The sequence below is a fragment of the Chthoniobacterales bacterium genome, from assembly GCA_036569045.1.
Lineage (GTDB): Bacteria > Verrucomicrobiota > Verrucomicrobiia > Chthoniobacterales > JAATET01 > JAATET01.
On the sequence record DATCRI010000037.1, the window covers coordinates 36,331 to 60,906 of the forward strand.

Below are 24,576 nucleotides of genomic sequence, written 5' to 3' on the forward strand. Positions count from 1 at the left end.
CTTGCCACGAACCCTACCCCGCATTGGCGAAAAATCGAGTTCCGGTCGACACCAGCTTCTGACCCTGCCCGTCTGATCGGAGCGTCTATCGAACCGCCGGTGGAGCGCGCTGCCGTTTGGACGAGTAAAGAACCTGGCAATCCCCTCAGTGCTCGGTCGCCTTTTCGGCACCGAGGCCGGTGCTGGCCCGCACGGTCAGCTCGGTGAATTTTTCGGCGCGGGCGGGGGCGCGGGAGAGCAGCGTGCCGAGGATCGCGCCAAGGAAGCCGAGCGGGATGCTCACGAGGCCGGGATTCTTGAGCGGGAAGAGCGGCGTGCCGGCGATGAGCGCCTTCGCATCCGTGCCCATCACGCTCGGGCTCACGAGGATGAGCGCGATGGAGCTCACGAGCCCCACGGCCATGCCGGTGACGGCGCCGGCGGTGTTGAAGCGGCGCCAGAAAAGGGAGAAGACGAGCGCGGGGAGGTTCGCGCTGGCGGCGACGGCAAAGGCGAGGCCGACGAGGAAGGCGACGTTGATCGTCTGCAGTTTGATGGCGAGCACGATGGAGATTGCGCCGACGACGAAGGCGGTGACGCGGGCGACGAAGACTTCTTCGCCGGGCCGGTGCTCGCGCCGGTGGTGGATGACGTTCGTCCAGAAGTCGTGGGCGAGGCTCGTGCTGGCGCTGATGGTGAGGCCGGCGACGACGGCGAGGATGGTGGCGAAGGCGACGGCGCTGATGAAGGCGAAGAGCACCTCGCCGCCGAGCGCCTGCGCGAGCAGGGGTGCGCTCATGTTGTCGTTTGGCTTGCCGCCCACGACGATGCGATCCGGCGTAAGGATGGTGGCCGCGCCAAAGCCGAGGAAGGTCGTCATCAAGTAGAACGAGCCGATGATGACCATGGCCCAGACGACGGAGGCGCGGGCGGTGGGCGCGTCGGGCACGGTGTAGAAGCGCACGAGGACGTGGGGCAGGCCGGCGGTGCCGAGCACGAGGGCGAGGCCGAGCGAGATCATGTCGAGCGGGCCCCAGCCATGGGTGACGGCGGCGCCGAATTTCAAGCCGGGCTCGAGGAAATTCCGCGTGACGAGCTCGCCATTCTGGTGGAACGAGACGTGGGTGATGGCGTCGAGGAATTTCGCGAAGCTGTAGTCGAAGTGCCGCATCACGAGCACGCTGAGCAGCAGCGAGCCGGACATGAGGAGCACAGCCTTGATGATCTGCACCCAGGTGGTCGCGAGCATGCCGCCGAAGACGACGTAGATGATCATGAGCGCGCCGACGGCGACGACGGCCATCTCGTAGCTCACGCCGGGGAGCAGGAGCTTCACGAGCGCGCCGGCGCCGACCATCTGGGCGATCATGTAGAACGTGGAGACGGTGAGCGTGCTGAGCGAGGCCATGGCGCGCACGGGCCGCGGGCTCATGCGGAAGGCGAGCACGTCGGCCATCGTGTATTTGCCGGTGTTCCGCAGCGGCTCGGCGACGAGGAGCAGCACGGTGAGGTAGGCGACGAGGAAACCGACGGAGTAGAGGAAACCGTCGTAGCCGTTGAAGGCGATCATGCCCGCGATGCCGAGGAAGCTGGCCGCGCTCATGTAATCGCCGCCAATGGCGAGGCCATTCTGCCAGCCGGTGATGCGTCGGCCGGCAGCGAAATACGCGCTCGCGCCGGAGGATCGCCGGGCGCTCCACCACGTGACGGCGAGCGTGGCGGCGACGAACGCGAGGAACATGGAGAGCGCCACGTGGCTCTCCGATGCGGCCTGGGCAAACAGCGGAAGCGGGCTCATTTTCGCCCGAATTTCCGCAGCACCGCCACCGCCGCGCGATCCCAGCCGACAGCCGCGCGCACGTAGAAGGCGGCGAGAATCCACGCCATGAAGAACTGCGAGAGCGCAAAGAGGTAGGCGGCGTTCAGGTCGCCCCAGATCGGCGTCGCCATCAGCTTCGGCGCGTAGCCGACAAGCACTGGCAGGGCAAAGTAGTAGCCGAGGAAGAACACCGTCGCGGGGGCGATGAATTTGATCTTGGCGGCGAGCAGGTGGCGGAAATCGGCGTCCTTCGCAATGTCCTCCCAGGGAGGATCATCGTGAGAACGGCGCGTCGCCACGGAATCGGAGGAATCCGGGAGGGACATTGCAGGGGATGCTAACAAGCACGGCCGGCTGGCAAAAGGCCGAAAGCCAGTCGGCCGCTCTCGTGGCGCAGAAAAATGTTCCCCCTTGCCTTCGCGTCGAACCCTGCTCTACTTGCCTTCGTTCATACAGAGCCCCTTTGGGCGTAGGTAGATTTGCTAGTTGGTGTTTGTGGCGCGCGAGAGCGCGAGCTTCCTGTGGCGATTCGAGATTCGGTAATCGAATGCCACGACTAATGGGTTCCCGCTATGGGCCAACCAAACACAACACCATGTCCACCAAACTCTACGTCGGAAATCTTTCCTTCGACACCAACGACGCCGACCTTCGCTCGGCTTTCGCCGCCTGCGGTAACGTCACTGACGTCGCCGTCGTGCAGGATAAAATGACCGGCCGCTCCCGCGGTTTCGGCTTCGTCACCATGTCCACTGCCGAGGAGGCCCAGGCCGCCATCGCGCAGTTCCACGGCAAGGATTTCGACGGCCGCAACCTCACCGTCAACGAGGCCCGTCCTCGCGAAGACTTCGGCCCGAATGCGCCCCGCAAGTCCTTCGGCGGCGGTAACAACCGCAACGGTGGCGACCGCGATCGCCGTCCGGCCCGTCGTTACTAATCTCGCGGCTCCGGCCTCGATTTAAGAACCTTCGAAACGCCCCGCCTCACCGCGGGGCGTTTCCTTTTTCCCGGTCACGCGTCACCGCCGGGCACCCAGGGCTCCTCCTCACGCCCCGCGAGAAAGTTCTCGAAGCGGGCCAGCGTGAAGAGAAAGTCGGACAGCCGGTTCAGGTAGACGGGCAGCTCGGGATTGATCGGTTCCGCGGCGGCGAGTCGCAGCACGTCGCGCTCGGCCCGTCGGGCGATGGCTCGGCCAAGCTGCAACTGCGCGGCCGCGGCAGTGCCTCCCGGCAGGATGAAGGTGCGCAGCGGCGGCAGCATGGCCGTCATTTCATCGATTTCCGATTCCAGCCATGTGGTTTCGGCGGCCCCCACTCGCGGAATCGCGGGCTTCGCCGTATGGGGCGTGGCGAGATCGGCGCCGGCGGCAAAAAGCTGGCTTTGGACAACCCGCAGCATCTCCCCGACACGAGGCTGCGGCGTCGCCGCTCGCGCCACCCCGAGCACGGAATTCAGCTCATCGACCGAGCCATGCGCTTCGATGCGCAAGGAGGTCTTCGCGACGCGATCCCCGGAAAAAAGTCCCGTCGTGCCATCGTCTCCCGTGCGCGTGTAAATCTTCATGCCCGCGCCTTCCGTCCGTTATTTCTCGCTGATCGAAACAGAAACCGTCTGCCCGATGCGCAGAGGAATCGGCGGCTTGCCGGTGATCTGGATTCGCACGGGAAACCGCTGCGGCAACCGCACCCAGTCGATCGTCTGGCTGACCTGCGGGATCAGTTCGACGCTCGATCCGTCATCCAGAAAAATCGCCCACCCGGTGCTCTCGACCACGCCGGAAAAGGGCTGGCCAACGTGTCCCATGAGCGTGATGCGGGCCTGATCGCCCGGCCGAATGGAGGAAATCTGCGTCTCCTTGAAATAGCCGGCGACCCAGAACGAACTGGAGTCGACCAGCGCAAGAAGCTGCTGCCCCGCGTTCACATAGGTCCCCGGGCTGGTATTCACATTCGTGAGGTAGCCGTCCACCGGGGCATAGACCCGGGTGTAGTTGAGATTGAGCTGCGCGCCCTCGAGCTGCGCCTTCGCGGCGGCGACATTGGCGGCGGCCGAGTCATACTGATCCTGCGCGTCCTGATAGGCCTGCTCGCCGACGACGTTGTTTTTGTAAAGCGTCGTCTGCCGCTCGAGATTCTGCTGCATCTGGAGAGCCGTGGCCTCGGCCTGCTTGACCTTCGCCGCGGCAAGATCGGCCGCGGCCTGGAAGGTCGAGGGATCGATCGCGAAAAGCAGATCGCCCTTTTTCACCGGCTGGTTGTCCCTGATCGGGATTTCGATGATCGGTCCGGCCACGCGGGGCGCAATCCCCACGATGTTTGCCCGCACCTGCCCATCGCGCGTCCACGGCTGGTGATCGTAGCGCTGGTAAAGCAGCGTCGCTCCGAGAAGCGCGAGCGCCACGACGGCGAAGGTGATGACGAAACGGAGGCCGGGCTTGATCATGGAGCGAGGACGAGGCCGATAGCGGAGTAGAAGAGCACGACGAGGGCCAGAAAAAACAGCGGCAGGTGCCAGATGTATCGCGTGAGCTGCGCATGCTCGAGCACGCGCACCACCAGCCACGCCAGAAGATACGCAAACACGCCGATCATCATCCACCACGGCACAAAGGTGCCGAAGAACTCGATATCAGCGTTCGTGAGGGCAGGCATGCGAAGCCCCGATCATTGGCCGCATTTTTTGGTTGGCGCAAGCGCGGGCGCGACCTTGGATGAGCGCCGTGCCCGAGACTGCTCCCGCCCGCCCCGCAGATGCCGGTTCGCGCCTGGCGGAATTTTTCGAGGATGTCGGCGTGCGGCAGGGCTTGAAAATGGCGATCGCCGGCGTGCTTGGCTTCGCGATCGCCCTCTGGCTGCGCCTGCCAAACCCCACGTGGTGCATCTTCACGGTCATCGTCCTCATGCTGGCCCAATACGTGGGCGCGATCGCCGAAAAAGCCGTGCTCCGCGCGATCGGCACGATGGCGGGCGCCGCCATCGGCATTCTTCTCGTCGGCAATTTTGCAAACGATCCTCCCGTGATCATCGCGGGCGCCTTCATTGTTTCGGCGTTCGGCACGATGATGTTCGGCGGCAACTGGTATCCCTACGCGTTCTTCCTTGGCGCGCTCACGACACTCGTCGTCGTCGGCACCACGATGGAAGATCCCGCCAATACGTGGCACATCGGCATCAGCCGCTGCCTGGAGATTTTGCTGGGCATCGTGGTTTCCACCGCGGTCACCGGCGTGATCTGGCCTCGCTACGCCCGGGACGAATTCCACAAGTGCTTCCGCGCGACCCTGCGGGAAGCGGGCGAGATCACCACCGCCCGCAGCCGGCGCCTGCTCGACAACACCGAAGTTCCCCCGTCGATTGCCGGGACCGAACTGCGCTTCGTCACGCGGATGAACACGCTCCGCCTGCTGCTGCGTTACGGGCAGCGGGAAAGCGAATATTTCCGAGCGAAGCTGCCCCTGCGCAGTCGCATGATTGCCGCGCTCGGCGCCCTCTTCGAAGCGGCCGAAAGCCTCGGCCAACGCCTGCCCGAGCAATCGCGCTACCGCGACCTCATCAGCGACGAACTCCGGGAAATTCAGACACTCCTCGAGCGCGAGTTCGCGGCTCTCACCAACTTCGATGTCAAAATCCCTCTCGAGCCCGAAAATGCGGCGCTGGCCGAGGCGATCCGGCGTTGCGACGCCCATTTGATCGACCTTCGCGACCGCGGCCTCACGAAAACGATCCCGGTGCAGGAGGCGATGGATTTTTCCTCGCACTACACGGCTCTCGTGGACATCTCCGCGCGGCTCCGCGTGATCCGGGAATGCGCACATCAAATCTACGCCACGACGGAGTCGATTGCCCCCGCCGGTCGCAAGCGATGGGCGCGGCTCAAGATCACGAACTTCTGGGTCCGCACTGGCATCAAGGGCGGCCTCACCGCCGTGCTGGCCCTCATCTACGTCAACTGGATCAATCCCCCCGGCGGCCTCACGGTGCCCTTTGCCGCGTGGCTCCTCACCGCGACCTCCCGGCTCTATCCCGGCGGCGAGGGCGATCGCCGGGCTTTCAGCTACGCCCTCGTCATCGCCCTCGTCGGCATTCCCTATTCGATGCTGCTCTTCGTGATCTGGCCGTTCCTCGCCCACTACTTCTGGATGAACATTTTTCTCGCGACGGGCCTCTTCGTGCTCGGGCTGACGTTCGCGCGCCAGGGCGGCATCTCGCTCTACGGCCAGTGCGGCATGCTTTTCTTCATCGGCGCCATCGGCCTGAACGCCCAGGAGCCCGTTACGTTTCCGCAGGTCGTGAACGTCTATTTTGGCGTCGTCCTCTCGCTGCTGTTCTCCGCCGTCATCCAGCGCATGCTCTGGCCGCTCCTTCCGCAGCGGGAGATTTTCGGCCTCTTCCGGGAATTCTTCGCGTGCTGCCGCCAGCTCCTCGGAACGCTCACTCCCGAGGAACGCTCCAATGTCGAGGAACGCCTGGCGCTCATTCCCTCCGAGGCCGCGGCGTGGATCAATGTCACGACCACGCCCGAGTATCCGGCCGGCGAGAGCCGCAGGCTGCTCGAACTCCTGCAGACCGCCGAACGTCTCAGCTACTGCATTCTCTCGACCCGCAAGCTGGACGAGATCGACACGCCTTCCGAAATCAAGGATCGCCTCCGCGACCATCTCACGGCCCTCGAGACCAGCTACCGCGAAACGCTCGCCGGCTTCGAGAGCACCTTCGAACGCGGCCCGAGACCGTTGTCCGCGCCCTCCCTGCTCGCCTCGTTTCAGCCCCTCGAAGCCGAGCTCGGCGACATTCGCCAGCGCTATCTTTCGGGCGAAATTTCGTTTCCCGCGGCGATTCCCTATCTCGGCGCAATGAATTTCGTCGAGGAAGCGGCCCGCACCATGGACCGTTGCGCCGAGCAGATTCGCGGCCTCGCGCTCGAGAAATATCGCGGCGACTACGCGCTGTGACCGTTGAGAAACACGCCCCGCGGCGGCGTGCAATTTTCGACGATCACCTCGAAGGCATCTTCCGTCGCCCCCGAAAAGGGAAGCGTGATGAAATCCGCGCGAGCCCCCACGGTCAGCTCGCCAAGCCGGCCAGCCATCCCCAGCGCGGCCGCCGGATTTCGCGTGACCATGTCCAGCAGCTCCGCCGGCGCGACATTCGGAAAACTGCGCCGGAAGGCTTGCATTTCCTCGAAGAGATTCAGCCCTCGATTGCTCGCGCAGCTGTCGGTGCCAAGGCTGATGCGGAATCCGAGCCCGCGCAGCGTCTCGTAGGGGAACGGCGGCCGACCGAAATACCCGTGGCAGTTCGGGCAATGCACGATCGCGAACGACTTCGCATGCGGCGCGAGCAACGCTTCGTCCCCGGGGCCGAGTTGATTCATGTGCGCGAGAATCGCTCCCGCCGGGAGCGCCTCGGCCTCGAGCAGATGCCGAATGGGCGTCTTCCGGCCACAGTCACTCATGTCCCGGCCCAGGCCGTTCAGAAATTCGAAGAGCGGCCCCTCCCCTTCCGCGAACATCTGCATTTCCTCATCGGACTCGGCAAGATGCGTCGTGAAGGGCATCCCGTATTTCTCCGAGCAGAAGCGCGCGAGCCGGTAAAGCTCCGTTGAAGTCGTGTAGGGCGCGTGCGGGGAAAGCCCGAATCCGCCGTGCCACGCCGGCCGCTGCTCGAAAAACGAGAGGGCGCCGGCCACGACGTCCTCGGTGTGAATGCGCGTGCGGATGTCGAGTAGCTCGTAAAACCACCAGGTGCGGATCGCCGGCGGCCGGAGATTCACCATCAGCTCGGGCAGCGACTCGATATTCAACACGGTCGTCGTTCCCCACGAACGCAGCTCCTCGAGACCGTCGGCGATCGACTTGAGATAATCCGCGTCGCTGAGAACGCGCTTGAGATCGTTGATGCGGCGAACCCACGCCGAAAAACTCGTGCTGGGGAGGATCGCCCCGCGCATCACCGTGAAATCAAGATGGCAATGCCCGTTGATCAGTCCGGGGAGAAGGATCACCTCGCCGTGATCGACGATCTCCGCGGCCGGAAACCGGGCGCGAATCTCAGGAAAGCGTCCGATGGCGACGAGGCCCATCCCCTCCACGGCGATCGCGCCATCCTCGATGGGAGGGGCGGAAAGCGGCAGAATGAGACGGGCGCGATGGAGGAGCATGGGCCGCCGTGGATACTATTTGGCGGACGAGATCGGGCGACGAAAAAGCGCCCGATCCGCCCGCTTTCTCATCCGGCGGATGGCAGATTTTCCTTCGCCACGGGGCGACAGGCGGCAACGAAAAGGTTACAGGCCTCCGCGCAGAGAATCGGCAGCGACTCGGTCATCTGCCCCGAGAAGGGTGTCGTGCCATCAACGCGCCAGAGTCGTTGCCGCAGGCATCCTTCGACACAGATTTTCTCGACGAGTGCATCGGCCTGATCGTCGCGGATGAGTTGCGTCACGCGATACATGCCGGTCTGGCGTCCAAGCGTTTCCCGGAGACTGACCGGGGCCAGTTCCCGGCGCTCGGCCGCCAGCCATGTCCCCAGCGCGGCCGGGTAGAAATAGTCGAGCGCGAGGTGCAGCTCCTCGACGGTCCGAAGACGCAGCTCCCACCCGCGGCGCAGGTTCGGTGCGGTTTTCAGCGGGCGATACTTGCCGGCGTCGTCGTATCTGGCGATCTCGCGGGCGTCTTCAGGCCGGGAGAAGACATCGACAACTGGCGAGTCGGCATCGTCCCGATGGCGCACGACGATTCCATCGGCGATGCGAATCTGCCCGAGAAAGAAAACGCCGTCACGAAGACGGCGTTCGAGAAAAGTGCGGATGGCGGACATGGTGAACAACGGAGCTTCCGTTATCCGGTTACGTCCGATCAGCTGTGGCGGCGACGCTTGACCCTCAGCTGGGCGAGCGATTTCTGCAAGGCGGCAGCCGTGGCGGCATGCTCTTCCCCGTGGAGACGTTCGTCCTTCATCGCAGCCTGGGCGCGCTCGATCGCGGCCTGGGCGGCGGCTTCGTCGATATCGTTCTCCATGACGGCCATGTCGGTGAGCACGGAAACCGAGGTCTGCGTGATCTCGACGAAGCCCGAACCGACGGCGAGGAATTCCTCCTTGCCACCGCGCACCGCGCGCAGCTCGCCGGGAGCAAGCTGGGTGAGCAGCGGAACGTGCCCGGGGAAGACACCGAGGTCACCCTCGGAGCCCGGGATCTGCACGAATTCCACGTCTTCCGAGTAGGTCTTGGCCTCGGGAGTAACGATTTCGAGTTTGAGAGTCGGCATGAGATTCCTTCCGTCGCGGGCGCGCCAGCTCTCGCCGGCACCCGCGATCAATCCTTATTCCTTGATCTGGTCGATGCCGCCCTTCATGTAGAAATTGCTCTCGGGCACATCGTCGTGCTTGCCCTCGAGAATTTCCTTGAAGCCGCGGATCGTTTCCTGAATCGAGACATACTGGCCGGGCGTGCCGGTGAAGACTTCGGCAACGTGGAACGGCTGCGAGAGGAAACGCTGGATCTTACGAGCCCGATAGACCGTAAGCTTGTCCTCCGGCGAAAGCTCGTCCATGCCGAGAATCGCGATGATGTCCTGCAGGTCCTTGTAGCGCTGGAGCACGACCTGCACGCCACGGGCGACCTTGTAGTGCTCTTCGCCGACGACATCGGGCGCAAGCGCTTTCGAGGTCGAAGCGAGCGGATCGACGGCCGGATAGATGCCGAGTTCCGCGATGGAGCGCTCGAGCACGAGGGTCGAGTCGAGGTGCGCGAACGTGTTCGCCGGCGCGGGGTCGGTCAAGTCGTCCGCGGGCACGTAAACGGCCTGCACGGACGTGATCGAGCCCTTGGTGGTCGAGGTGATGCGTTCCTGGAGACCGCCCATTTCCGCCGCGAGCGTGGGCTGGTAACCCACCGCGGACGGGGTGCGGCCGAGGAGCGCGGACACTTCGGAACCGGCCTGCGAGAAACGGAAGACGTTATCGATGAAGAGGAGCACGTCCTGATTCTTCTCGTCGCGGAAGTATTCCGCCATCGCGAGCGCGGTGAGTGCGACGCGGAGACGGGCGCCGGGGGGCTCGTTCATCTGGCCGTAAACGAGCGCAACCTTCGACTCGGCGAGGTTGTCCTGCTTGATGACGCCCGCATCGCTCATCTCATGATAGAGATCGTTCCCTTCACGGGTGCGCTCGCCGACGCCGGCAAACACCGAAAAACCACCGTGGGCCTTGGCGATGTTGTTGATGAGTTCGAGAATAACGACCGTCTTGCCGACGCCCGCACCACCGAACGCACCGGCCTTGCCGCCCTTCACGAACGGGCAGATGAGGTCGATGACCTTGATGCCGGTCTCGAGAATGGTGGCCTGGGTGTCCTGCTCGACGAGCGGAGGGGCCGGGCGGTGAATCGGATACTTCTTGATCGCGTTCACCGGGCCACGCTCGTCGGTGGGTTCACCGATGACGTTGAAGATCCGGCCGAGCACGGCGTCGCCGACGGGAACGGAGATCGGAGCGCCGGTGGCGATGACTTCCTTGCCGCGGACGAGACCTTCGGTCGAGGACATCGCGATGGCGCGCACCCAGTTTTCGCCGAGGTGCTGCTGGACCTCGAGGACGAGATTGACGGAAACGCCGTCGACGACGTGGTCGATCTCCAGCGCGTCGTAGATCGCGGGAATCTTGCCGTCGGCCGGGTTGAATTCAACGTCCACGACGGGGCCGATGACCTGAACGATTTTACCTTTGTGACTCATGTTTGATGCGGGTTTTCTGGCGGAATTAACCGAATTGAGGGAATTGAATACGGCAGCCTTGGTTTTCTCCTAAATTCCAAAAATTCCGTAAATTCTGTCTAAAATCTGGTTATGCCAACGCCATCTGGGCGGTGGTGATTTCGAGCAGTTCGCTCGTGATCGCGGCCTGGCGGACCTTGTTGTATTCGAGGGTAAGGTCTTTCACCAATGTCTTGGCGTTGTCGGTCGCGTTCTTCATCGCGACCATGCGGGCGCTGTGTTCCGAGGCACGGGCGTCGAGCACGGTTTGATAAATGCCGTAGTGCAGCGAGTAGGGAAGGATCGCATCGAGGATGGTTTCCTCGTCCGGCTCGAACACGAAGACGGAGCCATCGCCCTTCTCGTCCACCAAATCCTTGTTGAGGATCGTCGGGGTGATCGGCAGTAGCGTGAACGCACGCGGCGTCTGCGTAAGGGTGTTCACGAAGAGCGGAAACAGCACGGTGACCTTGTCGACGTCCTTCGTGAGGAAGCGCTCGATGCAGAACTTCGAGATCTGCTTGATCTCGAGGAAGCTCGGCTTGTCGCCCAGCTCGAAGTCCGCCACGATGTTGCGCTTCGTGCGGGCGAGGAACTGCTTGCCCTTGCGGCCGATGGTCACGAAATCGGTCTTCGCCGCGTCGAACTGAAGAGCCTCACGGAACAGGTTCGTATTGAGACCGCCGCAAAGGCCCTTGTCCGTGCTGATGAGCACGACGAGCTCCTTCCTGACGACACGATCCTCGAGAAGCGCGTGCGACGAGTGATTCACACGGCCGTTCAGCGAAACGAGCACGCGGTTGAGCAGCTGCGCGTAGGGATGGCCGGCGAGCGCGGTCGACTGCGCCCGGCGCATCTTCGACGCGGCGACCATCTGCATGGCCTTCGTGATCTGCGCCGTATTCTTGACGGACTTGATGCGCCGCCGGATGTCGCGAGTGCTGGGCACGGGAGGTTATTTGAAGATGGTCTTGAATTCGTCGAGAGCCGCGATGGTCTCGGCTTCGAGGTCCTTGTCGAAGGCCTTCTTCTCGAGAATCCTGGCGAGCAGGGCAGCCTTGCGGGTGGTGAAGAATTCCTGAAGCTTCGTCTGGAATTCCTTCACGCGCTCGACCGGGATGCTGTCCACGTAGCCGCGCTGCATGGCGAAGAGAATCGCGGCCTGCAGCTCGACGGGAAGCGGGTGATACTGCGGCTGCTTGAAGAGCTCGACGATGCGCTGACCGCGCTCGAGCGTGGCTTTCGTCTTGGCGTCGAGATCGCTGCCGAACTGCGCGAAGGCCGCGAGCTCGCGGAACTGGGCGAGGTCGCCCTTGATCTTGCCGGCGACCTGCTTCATCGCCTTGATCTGCGCGGCGGAGCCGACGCGGGACACCGACAGACCGACCGAGATCGCCGGGCGAATGCCCTGATAGAACAGGTCGGTTTCGAGATAGATCTGGCCGTCGGTGATCGAAATGACGTTCGTCGGAATGTAGGCAGACACGTCGCCGGCCTGCGTTTCGATGATCGGGAGCGCCGTCAGCGATCCGTTGCCGTAATTTTCACCAACCCGGGCGGAGCGCTCGAGCAGGCGGCTGTGGAGATAGAACACGTCGCCGGGATAGGCTTCACGACCGGACGGACGCTTGAGGAGGAGCGAAACCTGGCGGTAGGCGACCGCGTGCTTCGAAAGGTCGTCGAACACGATGAGCGCATCCATGCCATTATCCATGAACCACTCGCCGATCGTCGCACCGGTGAAGGGGGCGATGTATTGGTTCGTGGCGGAATCAGAGGCGGAAGCCGAGACGATGACGGTGTATTTGAGCGCATCGTTCTCTTCGAGCGTCTTCACGACGCGGGCGATGTTCGCGTTCTTCTGGCCGACCGCGACGTAGATCGAATACATCGGGCGGAAATCCTTTTCGCCCGCGGCCTCGGCGGCCTTGTTCGCATTCGACTGGTTGATGATCGTGTCGATCGCGATCGTCGTCTTGCCGGTGGCGCGGTCGCCGATGATGAGTTCACGCTGGCCGCGACCAATCGGGATCATCGCGTCAACGGCCATGATGCCAGTCTGCACCGGCTGGCTGACGGATTTGCGCTTGATGATGCCGGGCGCGATCTTCTCGACCGGACGGAATTCCGTGGCGTCGATCGGGCCCTTGCCGTCGATCGGCTGGCCGAGGGAGTCAACCACGCGCCCGAGAAGGCTCTTGCCCACAGGAGTGGAGAGAAGCTTTCCGGTCGTCTTGACTTCGTCGCCTTCGCTGATCTTGGTGTAATCACCGAAAACGATCGAACCGACTTCGGTTTCCTCGAGATTCAGCGCAATGCCGAAGATCCCGTTCGGGAATTCGAGGAGCTCGTTGAGCATCGCGCCGCTGAGGCCTTCGATACGGGCGACACCGTCGCCGATTTCACGAACGATGCCGACATTGGTTTTCGCGGCGGAGGCACTTTGGATGCCCGCGATTTTGGATTCGAGTTCTTGAAGAATGCTGCTCATTGCCGGTGGGTCGTTACAGTTGCTGTTTGAAAATTTGGAGTCGGTTGGAGACGGAGCCGTCCCAGACGTCGCTGCCGATCTTGATGCGGAGGCCGCCGAGGAGGGCGGGATTCGTGAGATGCTCGATGGTGAGATCGGCGCCGAAGCGCTGGCGGAGATCCGCATCGAGGCTCGCAACCTCGGTCGCCTCGAGCGGCACAGCGCTCTCGATCACGGCGTGGCGCCGCTGAAGTTCGAGGCGGACGAGCCGGGTGAATTCCTTCAGGATTCCGACGTAGCTGCGGGGCTTCTCGGCCACGAGCCGGTCGGAATACTCGGAAATCTTACGCGCGTCGAGCCGGCCATCGGTGAAACTCCCCTTGAAGAGTTCCCGGGCGTGGCGGCGAGCTTCCTTGCTGATCTTCATGCGGGCCGAATCTGAGAAATGCTAGGCCGCGAGCTGGGCGGTGGTTTCGGCGTTGAGGCGTTTCTGATCCTCGGGCGTGAGAACCTTGCCAGTAACTTTTGTCGTCGTATTGACCACAAGATCGACGAGCTGGGCCTTCACCTCGCTGGTCATTTGATTGCGCTCGACCTCGATACTCTGGCGGGCGCGAACAAGGATCGCCTCCGCCTCGCGGATGGCTTCCTGGGTTTTCTTTTCGGTGAGGGCATCGCCACTCTTGCGGGCCTCCTCGATGAGATGCTGCGCCTCGAGGTTCGCCTTGTGCAGAACTTCCTCGTAATGCTTCTGGGCATCGGCGAGCTGCTGCTTGATCTTCTCGGCGTTGACCTGGCCTTCCTCGATCAGGCGACGGCGCTCCTCGAGGATCTTGATGATCGGACCGAAGGCGAACTTGGCCAGCGCGAAATAAAGGATGAGAAAGAGGATGATCTGGGCGAGCAGCTTCGGCAAATTGACGCCGAATTGAATCATCAAATCCGTGAGTGGGTCGTGCATGGGCGCGGAAGGTGGAGTGAGGGAGAAGGGGCCTTGTCATGAACGACAGGCCCCCTCGAATTTCAGCGGACTACTTGCCGATGAGGAGGAAGACGAGACCGAAAATACCCATCGCTTCAGCCAGCGCCATGCAGATGATGGCCATGGTGAGCACGCGCCCGAAGGCACCGGGATTGCGGCCGACAGCTTCCGCGGCGCGACCGCCGATGAGGCCGATGCCGATGGCGGCACCGGCGGCGGAAAGGCCGAAGGTGAGACTGCCGGTCACGCCGAGGTTGGCAACCTGGTCAGCGGCGACCGCGGCGGCTTGAGCGAAAAGTGGTGTGGTCATGTGATGTGTCTTGTTTTGGGTTTGGTTGATCCCGCCGCCCGCATACCAGCACGGTCCCGGCGGGAAAATTGGATCAATGCGCCTCGTCCTCGTGACTGGTGGAGAGCTGGAGGTAAACCGCGCAGAGGAGCATGAAAACGAAGGCCTGCAGGAGACCGACCATGAGCTCGAGGCCGTAAAAAGGGATCGGAACGATCACGCTCAGCAGATACACGCCAAAATCCGGCAAATGGAACTCCTTGCCGATGCTCATCATCATTCCGAGGATGTTTTCGCCCGCGTAAATGTTTCCAAAAAGTCGCAGAGAGAGAGAGATTGGACGTGTGGCGATGGAGACCACTTCGAGAATGCCGATGAGGAAAAATACAGGCACGAGCACCTTGCCCATCAGGCCGGTCATTCCGCCCTTGGGACCGAAAATGTGGTGCAGCAATCCTCCAATGCCCACTTCCTGAATGCTCCAGACGAGCCAGAGAATCATCGCCAGCGCGGCAAGGCCGAGCGTCATGTTCAGATCCGCCGTAGCGGGGCGCAGGATGGGTTCGTGAACGTCCAGCGCCCACCAGTGTTTCCCCTCGCCCCAGCCGATGGAACCGACTCCCGGCAGGAGGCTGAACCAATTCGAGACGAGGATGAAAATAAAGAGCGACGCGAGGAAACTGAAGGTTTTCGCGATCATGTGGCGGCCCACGATGCTCTCGAGCATCGTGTAGAGTCCCTCGATGAGGGCCTCGAAGAAATTCTGCCGCCCGGTTGGGACGATCGTCATCTGTTTCGTGGCCTTACGGGCAAAGGCCACGATCGCCACGATCACGATGGCCGTGACGAGAATGGAATTCGTCAACCACTGCGCAAAGGGAACCGTCGATCCATGCAGGATCGGCTCGGCATTGAGCGGAACGACGGAGGCGAGAAGCATACAGAAAGTCAATGGGTGAAATTAGCCGCCTCCCGAAGTCGCAAAGCCCGATTACCGGCCAGCGAAAGCAATCATCGACAGCGGCACGGGCGACGCCGGACGGGGAAGGCGCGCCGAGCCGGAAAACTGAATGCCACGCGCCGCGGTGACAAGCCCTTTTGTGAAATATTTCACAAGCTCACCCCTCCGCCTCGCGTGGGGCGGTCCGCCTTCGCACTAAACCATTGTCTCGCCTGCGCCGAGCCATTATCCGTGCAAGGGAATGCTGTCTGTCATTATCCCGATTTACAACGAACGCGAGACGATCCGCCTGCTTTACGAGAAGACGGCGGAAGTCCTGAAGAAGGTTGGCCGGCCCTGGGAAATTCTTTTCATCAACGACGGCAGCAAGGATGGCAGCGAGGAGGAACTCGACGCCGTCGCGGCCGGTGATCCTCACGTGCGCGTGCTCCATTTCCGCCGCAATTTCGGCCAGACTGCAGCGATGATGGCCGGCTTCGACTACGCCCGCGGCGACGTGATCATTCCGATGGACGGCGATTATCAGAACGATCCGGAGGATATTCCGAAGATGCTCGCCAAGCTCGACGAAGGTTACGACGTCGTCTCTGGCTGGCGGCGCGATCGGCAGGACAATGCCATCAAGCGCAACCTGCCGAGCATCATGGCCAACAAGCTCATCGCCTTCGTCTCCGGCGTGAAGCTGCAGGACTTCGGCTGCTCGCTGAAGGCCTACCGCCGCGAAGTCATCGAGGGCGTGCGCCTCTACGGCGAGATGCACCGCTTCCTGCCCGTTTACACGATGTGGCATGGCGCGAAGATCACCGAGGTGGTGGTCGGCCATTTCGCCCGCCGCGCCGGCAAATCGAAATACGGCCTCGAGCGCATTCTCAAGGTGCTGCTCGACCTCATGGTCGTGAAGTTTCTCGACCGCCACGCGCAGAAGCCGATGTATGTCTTCGGCATGATCGGGTTCATCATGATCGCGATCTCCGCGGCATTCGCCCTGTGGGCCCTTGTGTTGAACATCTTCGACGGCAAGCCCTTCATCACCACGCCGCTCCCGCTCATGACGACGTTCACGTTCATGACCGGCGTGCTCTGCGTCCTCATGGGCCTGCTCGCGGAAATGATCACCCGCACTTTCTACGAGTCGCAAGGCAAGCGCATCTACCTCGTCCGCGCCAGCCGGAATCTGGACGCGGAATAAGCGCCCTGCCTCATGTGCGGCCTAGCCGGATTCGTCGGACGCGGGGATCGTCGCGATCTCGAGCGCATGACGCGCGCCATCGCCCACCGCGGGCCGGACGCCGATGGGCACTGGATCGAGGAAGCCACCGCCGTGCACCTCGGCCATCGCCGCCTCGCCATCGTCGATCTCTCGGGAGGCGGGCAGCCCATGGCGACCGCCGACGGCGCGCTCCAGATCATCTTCAACGGCGAGATCTACAACCACGTCGAGCTCCGCGAGCAGCTCAAGGCTCGCGGCTGTGTCTTCGAGACGGACCACTCCGACACCGAAGTCCTGCTCCACGGCTACCGCGAATGGGGCGACGACTTCGTCACGCGCCTCAATGGCATGTGGGCCTTCGCGCTCTACGATCGCGCCGCCGGCCGGCTACTGCTCAGTCGCGACCGCTTCGGCAAGAAGCCGCTGTATTGGTTCCAGGAAGGCGGCACGTTTGCCTTCGCCTCGGAACTCACGGCCCTCCAGGCCCACCCCGCCTGCCCGCGTTCGCTCTCCGCAATCGCGCGGCGAAAATTCTTCGCCTACGCGCTGATTCCCGCGCCGCATTCGATCCTGGAGCGAGTCTGGAAACTCCCCGCCGGCCACAATCTCACGTTCGATCTCCGTGAGGCCGCGCCGCGCGTCACGAAATACTGGGACCTCGTCCTCGAGCCTGCCGATCCCGGAAAATCCGACGACGCGCTCGCCGACGAACTTCTCGAACTCGTGGACCGCGCCGTGCAGCGCCGCCTCATGGCCGACGTGCCGCTCGGCATCTTCCTCAGCGGCGGCATCGACTCCTCGCTGGTCGCCGCGCTGGCCACGCGCCACGTGCCCGCCGGCTCGCTCCGCACGTTCAGCATCGGTTTCACCGAGGCGTCGTTCGACGAGCTCTCGTGGGCCAACAAGGTCGCCGGGCTGCTCGGCACGAATCACCAGACCGAGGTCCTCGACCTCGACCGCGCCCTCGAGGTGCTCCCCGAGATTTTTGCGAAACTCGACGAGCCCCAGGGCGACGGCTCCCTGCTCCCGACGTGGCTGCTCAGCCGCTTCACCCGGCGCCACGTCACGGTCGCGCTCGGCGGCGACGGCGGCGACGAGCTTTTCGCCGGCTACGATCCCTTCCTCGCGCTTCGCAAGGCCGAAAGCTACGCGAAACACGTGCCCCGGCCGGTCCATCTCGCCATCCGCCTGCTCGCCGCGCAGCTTCCCGTCTCGCACGCGAACATCAGCCTCGATTTCAAGATCAAGCGCACCCTCCGCGGACTCAGTCATCCTCCCTCGCAATGGAATCCCGTCTGGCTCGGCGCGCTCGAGCCCGGCGAGATCCGCGAGTTCCTCGGCGGCCCGATCGATCCCGAGGAACTCTACAGCGAAGCCATCGAGGCCTGGGACGCCTGTCCGCAAACGGATGTTGTCGCCCGCACCCTCCAGTTCTACACGAAGATTTATCTGCAGGACGGCATTCTCCCGAAGGTCGATCGCGCCACCATGATGAACAGCCTCGAGGCCCGCGCCCCCCTCCTCGACATCGAAGTCGCCGACTTCGCGCGCCGACTTCCGTCCAGCTACAAGCTCCGCGGCAACACCACGAAGTTTCTGCTCAAGCGCGCCGCCGCCCGCGTGCTGCCGCCGGAGATCATTCATCGCAAGAAAAAGGGCTTCGGTTCGCCCATCGGGCCGTGGTTCCGCACCGGCCGGCTGGCCGTGAGGGACGCGTCCCCCTTCGTGCGCAAGCGCTCCGCCGCCCACCTCGCCGGCAAAGTCGACGACCGCCTCTTCTTGTGGTGCGAGCATGTCTTCGAGGAATGGAAATCGCGCCGGCTGCCATGAGCGAGCCCCTGCGCATTCTCTGCCTGAATTACGAATACCCGCCCGTCGGAGGCGGCGGCGGCCGCATCGCGCACCGCATCAATGCCAGCCTCGTTCAGCGCGGACACGCCGTGCGCGTGCAGACAGCCGGCCTGCGCCATCTCCCGGAGCACGAAACCGTCGACGGCGTTGAGATTTTTCGCGCGCAGTCGTTCCGCAAACGCGAGGACACCTGCACCGTGCCCGAGATGGCCCTGTATCTCGCGACGAGCTTCCTCCCGGCGCTGCGGCACATTCGCGAATGGCGGCCGCACGTCATCCACGCGCATTTCGCCGTCCCGACCGGTGCACTCGCCTGGGCCCTCTCGCTTTTCACGGGGACGCCCTACGTGCTCACCGCGCATCTCGGCGACGTGCCCGGCGGCGTGCCGGAGCAGACCGCGGGACTTTTCCGCCTCGTGCAGCCGTTCACCCGGCCGATCTGGAAACGCGCCGCCGAAATCACCGCCGTGAGCACCTTCGTCGCGGACCTCGCCGAGCGCGCCTACGGTCGCCGGCCGATTGTCGTGCTCAACGGCATCACCCTCGGGCCGCGGCCGAAAATCGTCGCCCACTCGCCCCCGCGTCTACTCTTCGTTGGCCGTCTGAGCGTGCAGAAGAATCCTCGCCTCACGATCCAGGCCCTCGCCCTCGTGGCAGACCTGCCTTGGGAACTCCACGTCATCGGCGATGGACCTCTTCGATCTGAGATGGAAATCGAAACCCGGGCCCGGGGCCTCGAATCGCAGGTGCGTTACCTCGGATGGCTCGACTCGACCATCGTCGCCGCGGAAATGTCCCAGGCGGACACCCTGCTCATCACTTCGCTGAGCGAAGGCCTGCCCATGGCGGCCATCGAGGCGCTCGACCAGGGCCTCGCGATCATTTCCAGCCGCATCGGCGGCGTCACCGATGTCGTCGAGGACGGCGTCAACGGCACCCTCTGCGACCTCACGCCGGAATCATTCGCCGGCGCGCTGCGCGAGATTCTCTCGAATCCCGCACAACTTCGTTCGCTACGACAAGCCTCCTCCCAACGCGCCCTGCCTTTCAACCTCGAGACCGCAGTCGACCACTACGAGGCGATCCTGCACGGCGTCACTCGCTGAGTGCGACAACACGATTCCTGAATGCGAAGACACGCCCGAAAAACTCCGGGCGCGTTCGATCTCGAGAATGGTTTTTGCAGAGGCGCGTGCTTACTTGCCCTTCCTCTCCACCGAATAGCTGAACAGGAGATTGGTGCCGTTCCGAAAGCAGAGGTTCCGCTTTCCGGGGGATGACGGTGCCCGAGTATTCTCCAGCAGAGACCGACAGGAGGGAGTGCTCGAACAAGGAGCATGCGATTGCCCATTTCGTTACCTAACTCACCATAAGCCTCTTGGATTTTCGAATCCCCTCGTTCCTCCTCACGACCCGCGGGACTTGCGGATGAGCATGAGATTTCGCGCGTAGATAAAGAGCCCGGTGCCCTGGCCGACGACGCCGACGATGTCGCGTCGCCACACGAAATAGATCACGAGCATCACGGCGCCACCGAGGCTCATCCACCAGAAGGCGACGGGCACCACCGAGCGGCGGGATTTCTCGCTCGCGACCCACTGCACGAGCATGCGGCCGGTGAAGATGAGCTGCCCCAGAATGCCGATCATGACCCAGGCGATGCCCGTCGGGCTCGTGATGTTCAGCAAACGCGCGAGCCAGCCGCGACCGTTACGGGCGCTGTAAACGAGCTCGGAAAATTCGCCGGCGGTCAGCAGGCGATCGGTGCCCGCGCCGAGCCGCTGGACGAGATAGCCGACCGAGCCGTCGGGCAGGCGAACGAGCCTGACCTCGTCGCGGGCGCCCGGCAGGCCCGCTTTGATGCTATTCGCCGAGTCCGAATAGCTGGTGCCATCCACCGGACGGCCAATGTGGTCGAGTTCGGAAGAACGTTGCTCGCACGCGGCGAGAGAAATCACCACCGCGACGGCCGCCAGCCACTTCCAAGAGACGCACATAAGGCCGGCGCTTATCGCACCGACGGCATCGTTTCGCAAGGCTCGGGGGAATCCGGCCAGGACGGACCCGGAGCCTGGGGGCGCGGGCGGAGGCGCTGGTTTCCCCGATCGTCGCCGCCGCCTCGCTCGTGAGGATCGAGCAAGTGATCGACGGCGATGAAGTAGGCCTTCGCGTGACGGGCAAACAGGACGTTGAAGACACCGATCGCCACCGCGACGATACCAGCCTCGAGCAACAGCGAAAAATCGAACGCCATCTCGAGCCCGCAATACAAGAGCAATCCGAGCAGACTCGCGAACCCCGAATTCACCGCCCACATCGTCATCAGGAAGTAGCCGGGCTCGCGCTCGAAAGCGTATCCGCACCGCGGGCAGCCGTCGAATGGCATGAACCAGTCGACGACGCGGCGGATGGACAGGGCGCGCGGAAAAATCGGCGTCCGCCCGCACACCGGGCAATGCAACCGGGTGGCGCGGGCGAGGTAAGCGCCGACTTTGGCGATCCGTTGCGCGTCGTTCACAGGCGCACATCGTGCCTTTCTTTCCCGGTCCCGTCAAACCGTTCGATTTATTCTTGTGTCTCTCTGTCGAACGCCCGAATGTGAGCAATTCCGAACAGGCTTGCACCCCCGCAAGCCTCTTATTCTGTAAAAATTTCGACAGTAGTCATATGGCAAACACCATTCTCGTAGGCGCTCAATGGGGCGACGAAGGCAAAGGTAAAATCATCGATTTTCTGACCGATGAGGCCGATATCGTCGTCCGCAGTCAGGGCGGGAATAACGCCGGCCACACCATTGTGCTCGGCGGCGAGAAATACGTCCTGCACCTCATTCCCTCGGGCATTCTGCGCAAGGGGAAGACCTGCGTGATTGGCAATGGTGTCGTGCTCGACCCCGTCGCGCTCGTCGGTGAGATCCAAGGCCTGCGCGATCGCGGCATCAAAGTGGGCAAGAATCTTTTTATCAGCGGCGGCGCCCACCTCGTGATGCCCTACCACCGCGCGCTCGATGAGCAGCGCGAAGTGCTCAAGGGCAAGAACAAGATCGGCACGACGAAGCGCGGCATCGGCCCGGCCTACGGCGACAAGGCCGCCCGCACGGGCATCCGCCTCGCTGATTTGATGAACACCGAGCTTTTCAAGACGAAGCTGAAGGCCCGCATCAAGGAGAACAACGCCGTCCTCAAGAGCCTCGGCGGAAAGCCGGTGAATGCGAAGAAAGTGGAGGCCGACTACCTCGCCGCCGCCGAAGTGCTCCGCCCGTTCGTGACGAACACCGTGGTCTATCTCCACGACGCCATCGCGAAGGGCAAAAAGATGCTCTTCGAGGGTGCCCAGGGCACGTTCCTCGATATCGACCACGGCACGTATCCTTTTGTCACCAGCTCGAATACGACGGCCGGCGGTGCCTGCACCGGCTCCGGCGTGCCTCCCCACCGCATGGATACCGTGATGGGCGTCATCAAGGCCTACACGACCCGCGTCGGCGAAGGTCCGTTCCCGACTGAGGACGACGCCCTCGGTGATCGTCTGCACGAGATGGGCCGCGAATTCGGCGCCACGACCGGCCGCGCCCGCCGCTGCGGGTGGTTCGACGCCGTCGCCGTGCGCTACGCGAACATGGTCAACGGCATCGACCAGCTTGCCATCACGAACCTCGACGGCCTCGATGGCGTCGAAAAGATCCGGATTTGCACCGCCTACAAGCTGGACGGCAAGAAGATCACCGTCCTGCCCACCCAGTGCGACGAAGTCGAGCGCTGCGTGCCCGTTTACACCGAGATGCCCGGCTGGATGACGCCAACCGACCACATCGCGAAATACGCCGAACTTCCGGAGAATGCCCGCCGTTACGTCGAGAAGCTCGCCGAACTCATCGGCACGAATCTCTCGATCGTGAGCGTCGGCCCCGGACGCGACCAAACCATTCGCCTGTAGGACCTTGTGGAGACTTTGGAAATCGAACATCCCCAATCGAAGATCCAGAATCTCTCCGCGCCCGCGGGGCCGGCACCTCGTCACGTTGCGGTCATCATGGACGGCAACGGCCGCTGGGCGCAGAGCCGCGGGTTGCCCCGCATCAAGGGCCACGAACAGGGCAGCAAGTCCGTCGGCGAATGCGTCGAGGGCTGCCGCGACGCCGGTGTCGAGTATCTCACGCTCTACGCATTTTCTTCCGAGAACTGGAAGCGCCCGGCCGCCGAAGTGCAGGGCCTGATGCTGCTGCTCGAGCGCTTCCTCGAGCAGAAGACGCAGGAGATGGTCGAAAAAGACGTCCAGCTCCGCGCCATCGGCCGCCTCGACGAACTTCCCGGCCCCTGCCGCAAGCGCCTGCAACGCACGATCGACGCCACGGCCGGCAACTCGAAGCTCATCCTCACGCTCGCGCTTAGCTACAGCGGCCGCGCGGAAATCGTCGACGCCGTGCGCACGATCGTCCACGGCGCAAAGGCCGGCACAATCTCCGAAGCCGACGTCACGCCCGAGCTCATCAGCGCGCATCTCTACACGCGCGGCGTGCCCGATCCCGATCTGCTCATCCGCACCTCCGGCGAGCTGCGGCTCTCGAACTTCCTGCTCTGGCAGCTCAGCTACACCGAGATCCACGTCACGCCGAAGCTCTGGCCCGAATTTTCGAAGGCGGATTTGTTTGCCGCCATCGAAGACTACAACAAACGCCACCGCCGCTACGGTGGCATCTGATTACCCGACCCCGCCACCACACCGCACCGACCTCCGATGTCCAAAGCCAAACAGACCATCCTCATCGTGGATCGCGACTCCGATTTTCTCGAGTGGGCCAAGCACCAGCTCGAGAATCCAAATGTGCGCGTCGTGACGGAGACTGCCTCCGACACCGCGTTCAAGACATTTGGAATCGAGAATCCCGATCTCGTGCTCTGCGAGATGCATTTGCATCCCTCCAGCGGTCTCGAACTCCTGGCCCGCATCCGCAAGACCTCGCCGAACGCCATGGTCATCATCACGAGCGCCTTCGGCAGCAACCAGGGCGTGATCGAGAGCATGAAGCTCGGCGCCTTCGATTTCGTGCGCAAGGAGCAGCTCCCCTTCAGCATCAAGCTCGTGGTGGACTCCGCGCTCAAGGAACGCGCGGAAATGCAGGCCGCCTCGCCGTTCAAGCCCGTCCTCACCGTCGACGAGCACAAGGATGAGATCGTCGGCAAGAGCGAGGCGATGCAGCAGGTCTTCAAGATGATCGGCCGCGTCGCCGCCAGCGAGGCGCCGATCATGATCACCGGCGAAAGCGGCAGCGGCAAGGAACTCGTCGCCCGCGCCGTGCACCATTACAGCCATCGCAGCGACCGGGCGTTTCTCGCGATCAACTGCGCAGCCATCCCCGAGAATCTCCTCGAAAGCGAGCTCTTCGGCCACGAGCGCGGCGCCTTCACCGGCGCGCACAGCCAGCGCATCGGCCGCTTCGAGCAATGCGACAAGGGCACGCTCTTCCTCGATGAAATCGGCGAAATGCCGCTCGCCACGCAGAGCAAACTTCTCCGCGTGCTGCAGGAGGGGGAATTCTCCCGCGTCGGCGGCAACGAGACCATTCACACCGACGTCCGCATCGTCTGCGCGACGAACAAGAACCTCGAGGACGAGATCCTCAAGCGCACCTTCCGCGAGGATTTGTTCTACCGCCTGAACGTCGTCCGTATCCACCTTCCGCCGCTTCGCGTGCGCAAGGAGGACATCCAGCTGCTTGCGGAATACTTTCTCCAGAAGATCGCAAACTCCCGCCACCGCCCGCTCCTCCAGCTCAGCGAAGAAGCCGTGCGCGCGCTCGAGGCCTATCCGTGGCCGGGCAACGTCCGCGAACTCGAGAACACCATGCAGCGCGCCGCCGTGCTCGCCACGAACGACGTCCTGCTTCCGAAGGACATTCCGCTTGGCCAGGTCGCCCCGGTCGATCGCGGCATGCCCGAGACCATCGCTCCCGCGGCCGCCCTTCCCGTCGATACCTTCGCGAGCGTGCCCACCTCGCCGCTCACGATCGACGCGGCGATCGACACGCTCTTCGACGCCGCCGCCACCGACGAGGCCATCCAGCTTCTCCCGTGGCTCGAGCGCGAGTTCACCTTCAAGGCGATGGAACGCACCGGCAACAACCAGGTGCAGGCCGCCCGCCTGCTCGGCATCACCCGCGCCACGCTCCGCAAGCGCCTCGAGCGCAACGGCCAGCTCGGACCGGGCGACGAGGACGACGACTAACCGCTGACCGGGAGGCGCGCTCCGGCGCGGCCTCCCCC

Annotated in this window: 25 protein-coding genes; 8 read left to right on the forward strand and 17 right to left on the reverse strand. The window is 63.4% G+C overall.

Annotation, left to right across the window (positions count from 1 at the left end):
* Nucleotides 1-145: 145 nt before the first annotated feature.
* Together VIM61_07370 and VIM61_07375 are read right to left on the reverse strand one after the other, a co-directional pair.
* Complete coding sequence (locus VIM61_07370) at nt 146-1,777, reverse strand: cation acetate symporter (protein HEY8900214.1); 1,632 nt, start codon at nt 1,775-1,777, stop codon at nt 146-148.
* Nucleotides 1,774-2,124, reverse strand: coding sequence for a DUF485 domain-containing protein (locus VIM61_07375; GenBank protein HEY8900215.1), 351 nt, complete (start codon nt 2,122-2,124; stop codon nt 1,774-1,776). Before VIM61_07375 ends, VIM61_07370 begins: the two co-directional genes overlap by 4 nt.
* 269 nt (nt 2,125-2,393) lie before the next feature.
* Here VIM61_07375 and VIM61_07380 point away from each other — a divergent pair, with 269 nt between their 5' ends.
* Entirely contained in the window at nt 2,394-2,735 is a 342-nt protein-coding gene (locus VIM61_07380) for an RNA-binding protein (protein ID HEY8900216.1), read from the forward strand.
* 74 nt (nt 2,736-2,809) lie between these two features.
* On the opposite strand, the gene VIM61_07385 is transcribed toward VIM61_07380, so the two are convergent.
* From VIM61_07385 to VIM61_07395, 3 genes are read right to left on the reverse strand one after another with little or no spacing between them, the layout of a single operon-like run.
* On the reverse strand, nt 2,810-3,361 hold the full coding sequence (locus VIM61_07385) for a cob(I)yrinic acid a,c-diamide adenosyltransferase (GenBank protein HEY8900217.1): 552 nt from the start codon (nt 3,359-3,361) through the stop codon (nt 2,810-2,812).
* A gap of 18 nt (nt 3,362-3,379) precedes the next feature.
* Nucleotides 3,380-4,240: an HlyD family secretion protein gene (locus VIM61_07390; protein ID HEY8900218.1), complete on the reverse strand. Its 861-nt coding sequence runs from the start codon at nt 4,238-4,240 to the stop codon at nt 3,380-3,382.
* Nucleotides 4,237-4,449 carry a DUF1656 domain-containing protein gene (locus tag VIM61_07395; protein ID HEY8900219.1) on the reverse strand — a complete coding sequence of 71 codons (213 nt, stop codon included), beginning with the start codon at nt 4,447-4,449 and terminating at the stop codon, nt 4,237-4,239. Before VIM61_07395 ends, VIM61_07390 begins: the two co-directional genes overlap by 4 nt.
* 59 nt (nt 4,450-4,508) lie before the next feature.
* On the opposite strand from VIM61_07395, the gene VIM61_07400 reads away from it, so the two are divergent.
* Nucleotides 4,509-6,749 carry an FUSC family protein gene (locus VIM61_07400; protein HEY8900220.1) on the forward strand — a complete coding sequence of 747 codons (2,241 nt, stop codon included), beginning with the start codon at nt 4,509-4,511 and terminating at the stop codon, nt 6,747-6,749.
* On the opposite strand, the gene VIM61_07405 is transcribed toward VIM61_07400, so the two are convergent.
* The 10 genes from VIM61_07405 to atpB form a co-directional block, all read right to left on the reverse strand.
* The gene (locus VIM61_07405) at nt 6,737-7,957 is read right to left on the reverse strand and encodes an amidohydrolase family protein (GenBank protein ID HEY8900221.1); all 1,221 of its coding nucleotides are present in this window, start codon (nt 7,955-7,957) and stop codon (nt 6,737-6,739) included. The two genes, VIM61_07400 and VIM61_07405, sit on opposite strands and share 13 nt — an antisense overlap.
* A gap of 68 nt (nt 7,958-8,025) precedes the next feature.
* On the reverse strand, nt 8,026-8,616 hold the full coding sequence (locus tag VIM61_07410) for a DR2241 family protein (protein HEY8900222.1): 591 nt from the start codon (nt 8,614-8,616) through the stop codon (nt 8,026-8,028).
* Nucleotides 8,617-8,654: 38 nt separating this feature from the next.
* Complete coding sequence (gene atpC / locus VIM61_07415) at nt 8,655-9,065, reverse strand: ATP synthase F1 subunit epsilon (protein HEY8900223.1); 411 nt, start codon at nt 9,063-9,065, stop codon at nt 8,655-8,657.
* 54 nt (nt 9,066-9,119) lie between these two features.
* Entirely contained in the window at nt 9,120-10,532 is a 1,413-nt protein-coding gene (atpD, locus tag VIM61_07420; GenBank protein ID HEY8900224.1) for a F0F1 ATP synthase subunit beta, read from the reverse strand.
* Between the two features lie 109 nt (nt 10,533-10,641).
* Nucleotides 10,642-11,499, reverse strand: a complete 858-nt coding sequence (gene atpG / locus VIM61_07425; GenBank protein HEY8900225.1) for an ATP synthase F1 subunit gamma — start codon at nt 11,497-11,499, stop codon at nt 10,642-10,644.
* 6 nt (nt 11,500-11,505) lie between these two features.
* Nucleotides 11,506-13,041 carry a F0F1 ATP synthase subunit alpha gene (gene atpA / locus VIM61_07430; protein HEY8900226.1) on the reverse strand — a complete coding sequence of 512 codons (1,536 nt, stop codon included), beginning with the start codon at nt 13,039-13,041 and terminating at the stop codon, nt 11,506-11,508.
* Between the two features lie 13 nt (nt 13,042-13,054).
* Nucleotides 13,055-13,447: a F0F1 ATP synthase subunit delta gene (locus VIM61_07435; GenBank protein HEY8900227.1), complete on the reverse strand. Its 393-nt coding sequence runs from the start codon at nt 13,445-13,447 to the stop codon at nt 13,055-13,057.
* A gap of 21 nt (nt 13,448-13,468) precedes the next feature.
* Complete coding sequence (atpF, locus tag VIM61_07440) at nt 13,469-13,981, reverse strand: F0F1 ATP synthase subunit B (GenBank protein ID HEY8900228.1); 513 nt, start codon at nt 13,979-13,981, stop codon at nt 13,469-13,471.
* A 70-nt stretch (nt 13,982-14,051) separates the two neighbouring features.
* Nucleotides 14,052-14,312, reverse strand: coding sequence for an ATP synthase F0 subunit C (locus VIM61_07445; protein ID HEY8900229.1), 261 nt, complete (start codon nt 14,310-14,312; stop codon nt 14,052-14,054).
* A gap of 73 nt (nt 14,313-14,385) precedes the next feature.
* Nucleotides 14,386-15,231: a F0F1 ATP synthase subunit A gene (atpB, locus tag VIM61_07450; GenBank protein HEY8900230.1), complete on the reverse strand. Its 846-nt coding sequence runs from the start codon at nt 15,229-15,231 to the stop codon at nt 14,386-14,388.
* Nucleotides 15,232-15,493: 262 nt separating this feature from the next.
* On the opposite strand from atpB, the gene VIM61_07455 reads away from it, so the two are divergent.
* From VIM61_07455 to VIM61_07465, 3 genes are read left to right on the forward strand one after another with little or no spacing between them, the layout of a single operon-like run.
* Complete coding sequence (locus tag VIM61_07455; protein ID HEY8900231.1) at nt 15,494-16,441, forward strand: glycosyltransferase family 2 protein; 948 nt, start codon at nt 15,494-15,496, stop codon at nt 16,439-16,441.
* 12 nt (nt 16,442-16,453) lie between these two features.
* Complete coding sequence (gene asnB / locus VIM61_07460) at nt 16,454-18,292, forward strand: asparagine synthase (glutamine-hydrolyzing) (protein ID HEY8900232.1); 1,839 nt, start codon at nt 16,454-16,456, stop codon at nt 18,290-18,292.
* Nucleotides 18,289-19,419 (forward strand): glycosyltransferase family 4 protein, encoded by a 1,131-nt coding sequence (locus VIM61_07465; protein HEY8900233.1) that lies wholly within the window; start codon nt 18,289-18,291, stop codon nt 19,417-19,419. The genes asnB and VIM61_07465 overlap by 4 nt, the downstream gene beginning before the upstream one ends.
* A gap of 300 nt (nt 19,420-19,719) precedes the next feature.
* Here VIM61_07465 and VIM61_07470 read toward each other — a convergent pair whose 3' ends face one another.
* The gene (locus VIM61_07470; GenBank protein ID HEY8900234.1) at nt 19,720-20,310 is read right to left on the reverse strand and encodes a lipid-A-disaccharide synthase N-terminal domain-containing protein; all 591 of its coding nucleotides are present in this window, start codon (nt 20,308-20,310) and stop codon (nt 19,720-19,722) included.
* An 11-nt stretch (nt 20,311-20,321) separates the two neighbouring features.
* The gene (locus VIM61_07475; GenBank protein ID HEY8900235.1) at nt 20,322-20,831 is read right to left on the reverse strand and encodes a hypothetical protein; all 510 of its coding nucleotides are present in this window, start codon (nt 20,829-20,831) and stop codon (nt 20,322-20,324) included.
* 149 nt (nt 20,832-20,980) lie between these two features.
* Here VIM61_07475 and VIM61_07480 point away from each other — a divergent pair, with 149 nt between their 5' ends.
* The 3 genes from VIM61_07480 to VIM61_07490 are packed head-to-tail and all read left to right on the forward strand — an operon-like array spanning nt 20,981 to nt 24,538.
* A complete protein-coding gene (locus VIM61_07480; GenBank protein ID HEY8900236.1) occupies nt 20,981-22,249 on the forward strand; it encodes an adenylosuccinate synthase in 1,269 nt (422 codons plus the stop codon).
* A gap of 6 nt (nt 22,250-22,255) precedes the next feature.
* A complete protein-coding gene (locus VIM61_07485) occupies nt 22,256-23,014 on the forward strand; it encodes an isoprenyl transferase (GenBank protein HEY8900237.1) in 759 nt (252 codons plus the stop codon).
* Nucleotides 23,015-23,050: 36 nt separating this feature from the next.
* Nucleotides 23,051-24,538 (forward strand): sigma-54 dependent transcriptional regulator, encoded by a 1,488-nt coding sequence (locus VIM61_07490; GenBank protein ID HEY8900238.1) that lies wholly within the window; start codon nt 23,051-23,053, stop codon nt 24,536-24,538.
* The last annotated feature ends 38 nt before the right edge of the window (nt 24,539-24,576 follow it).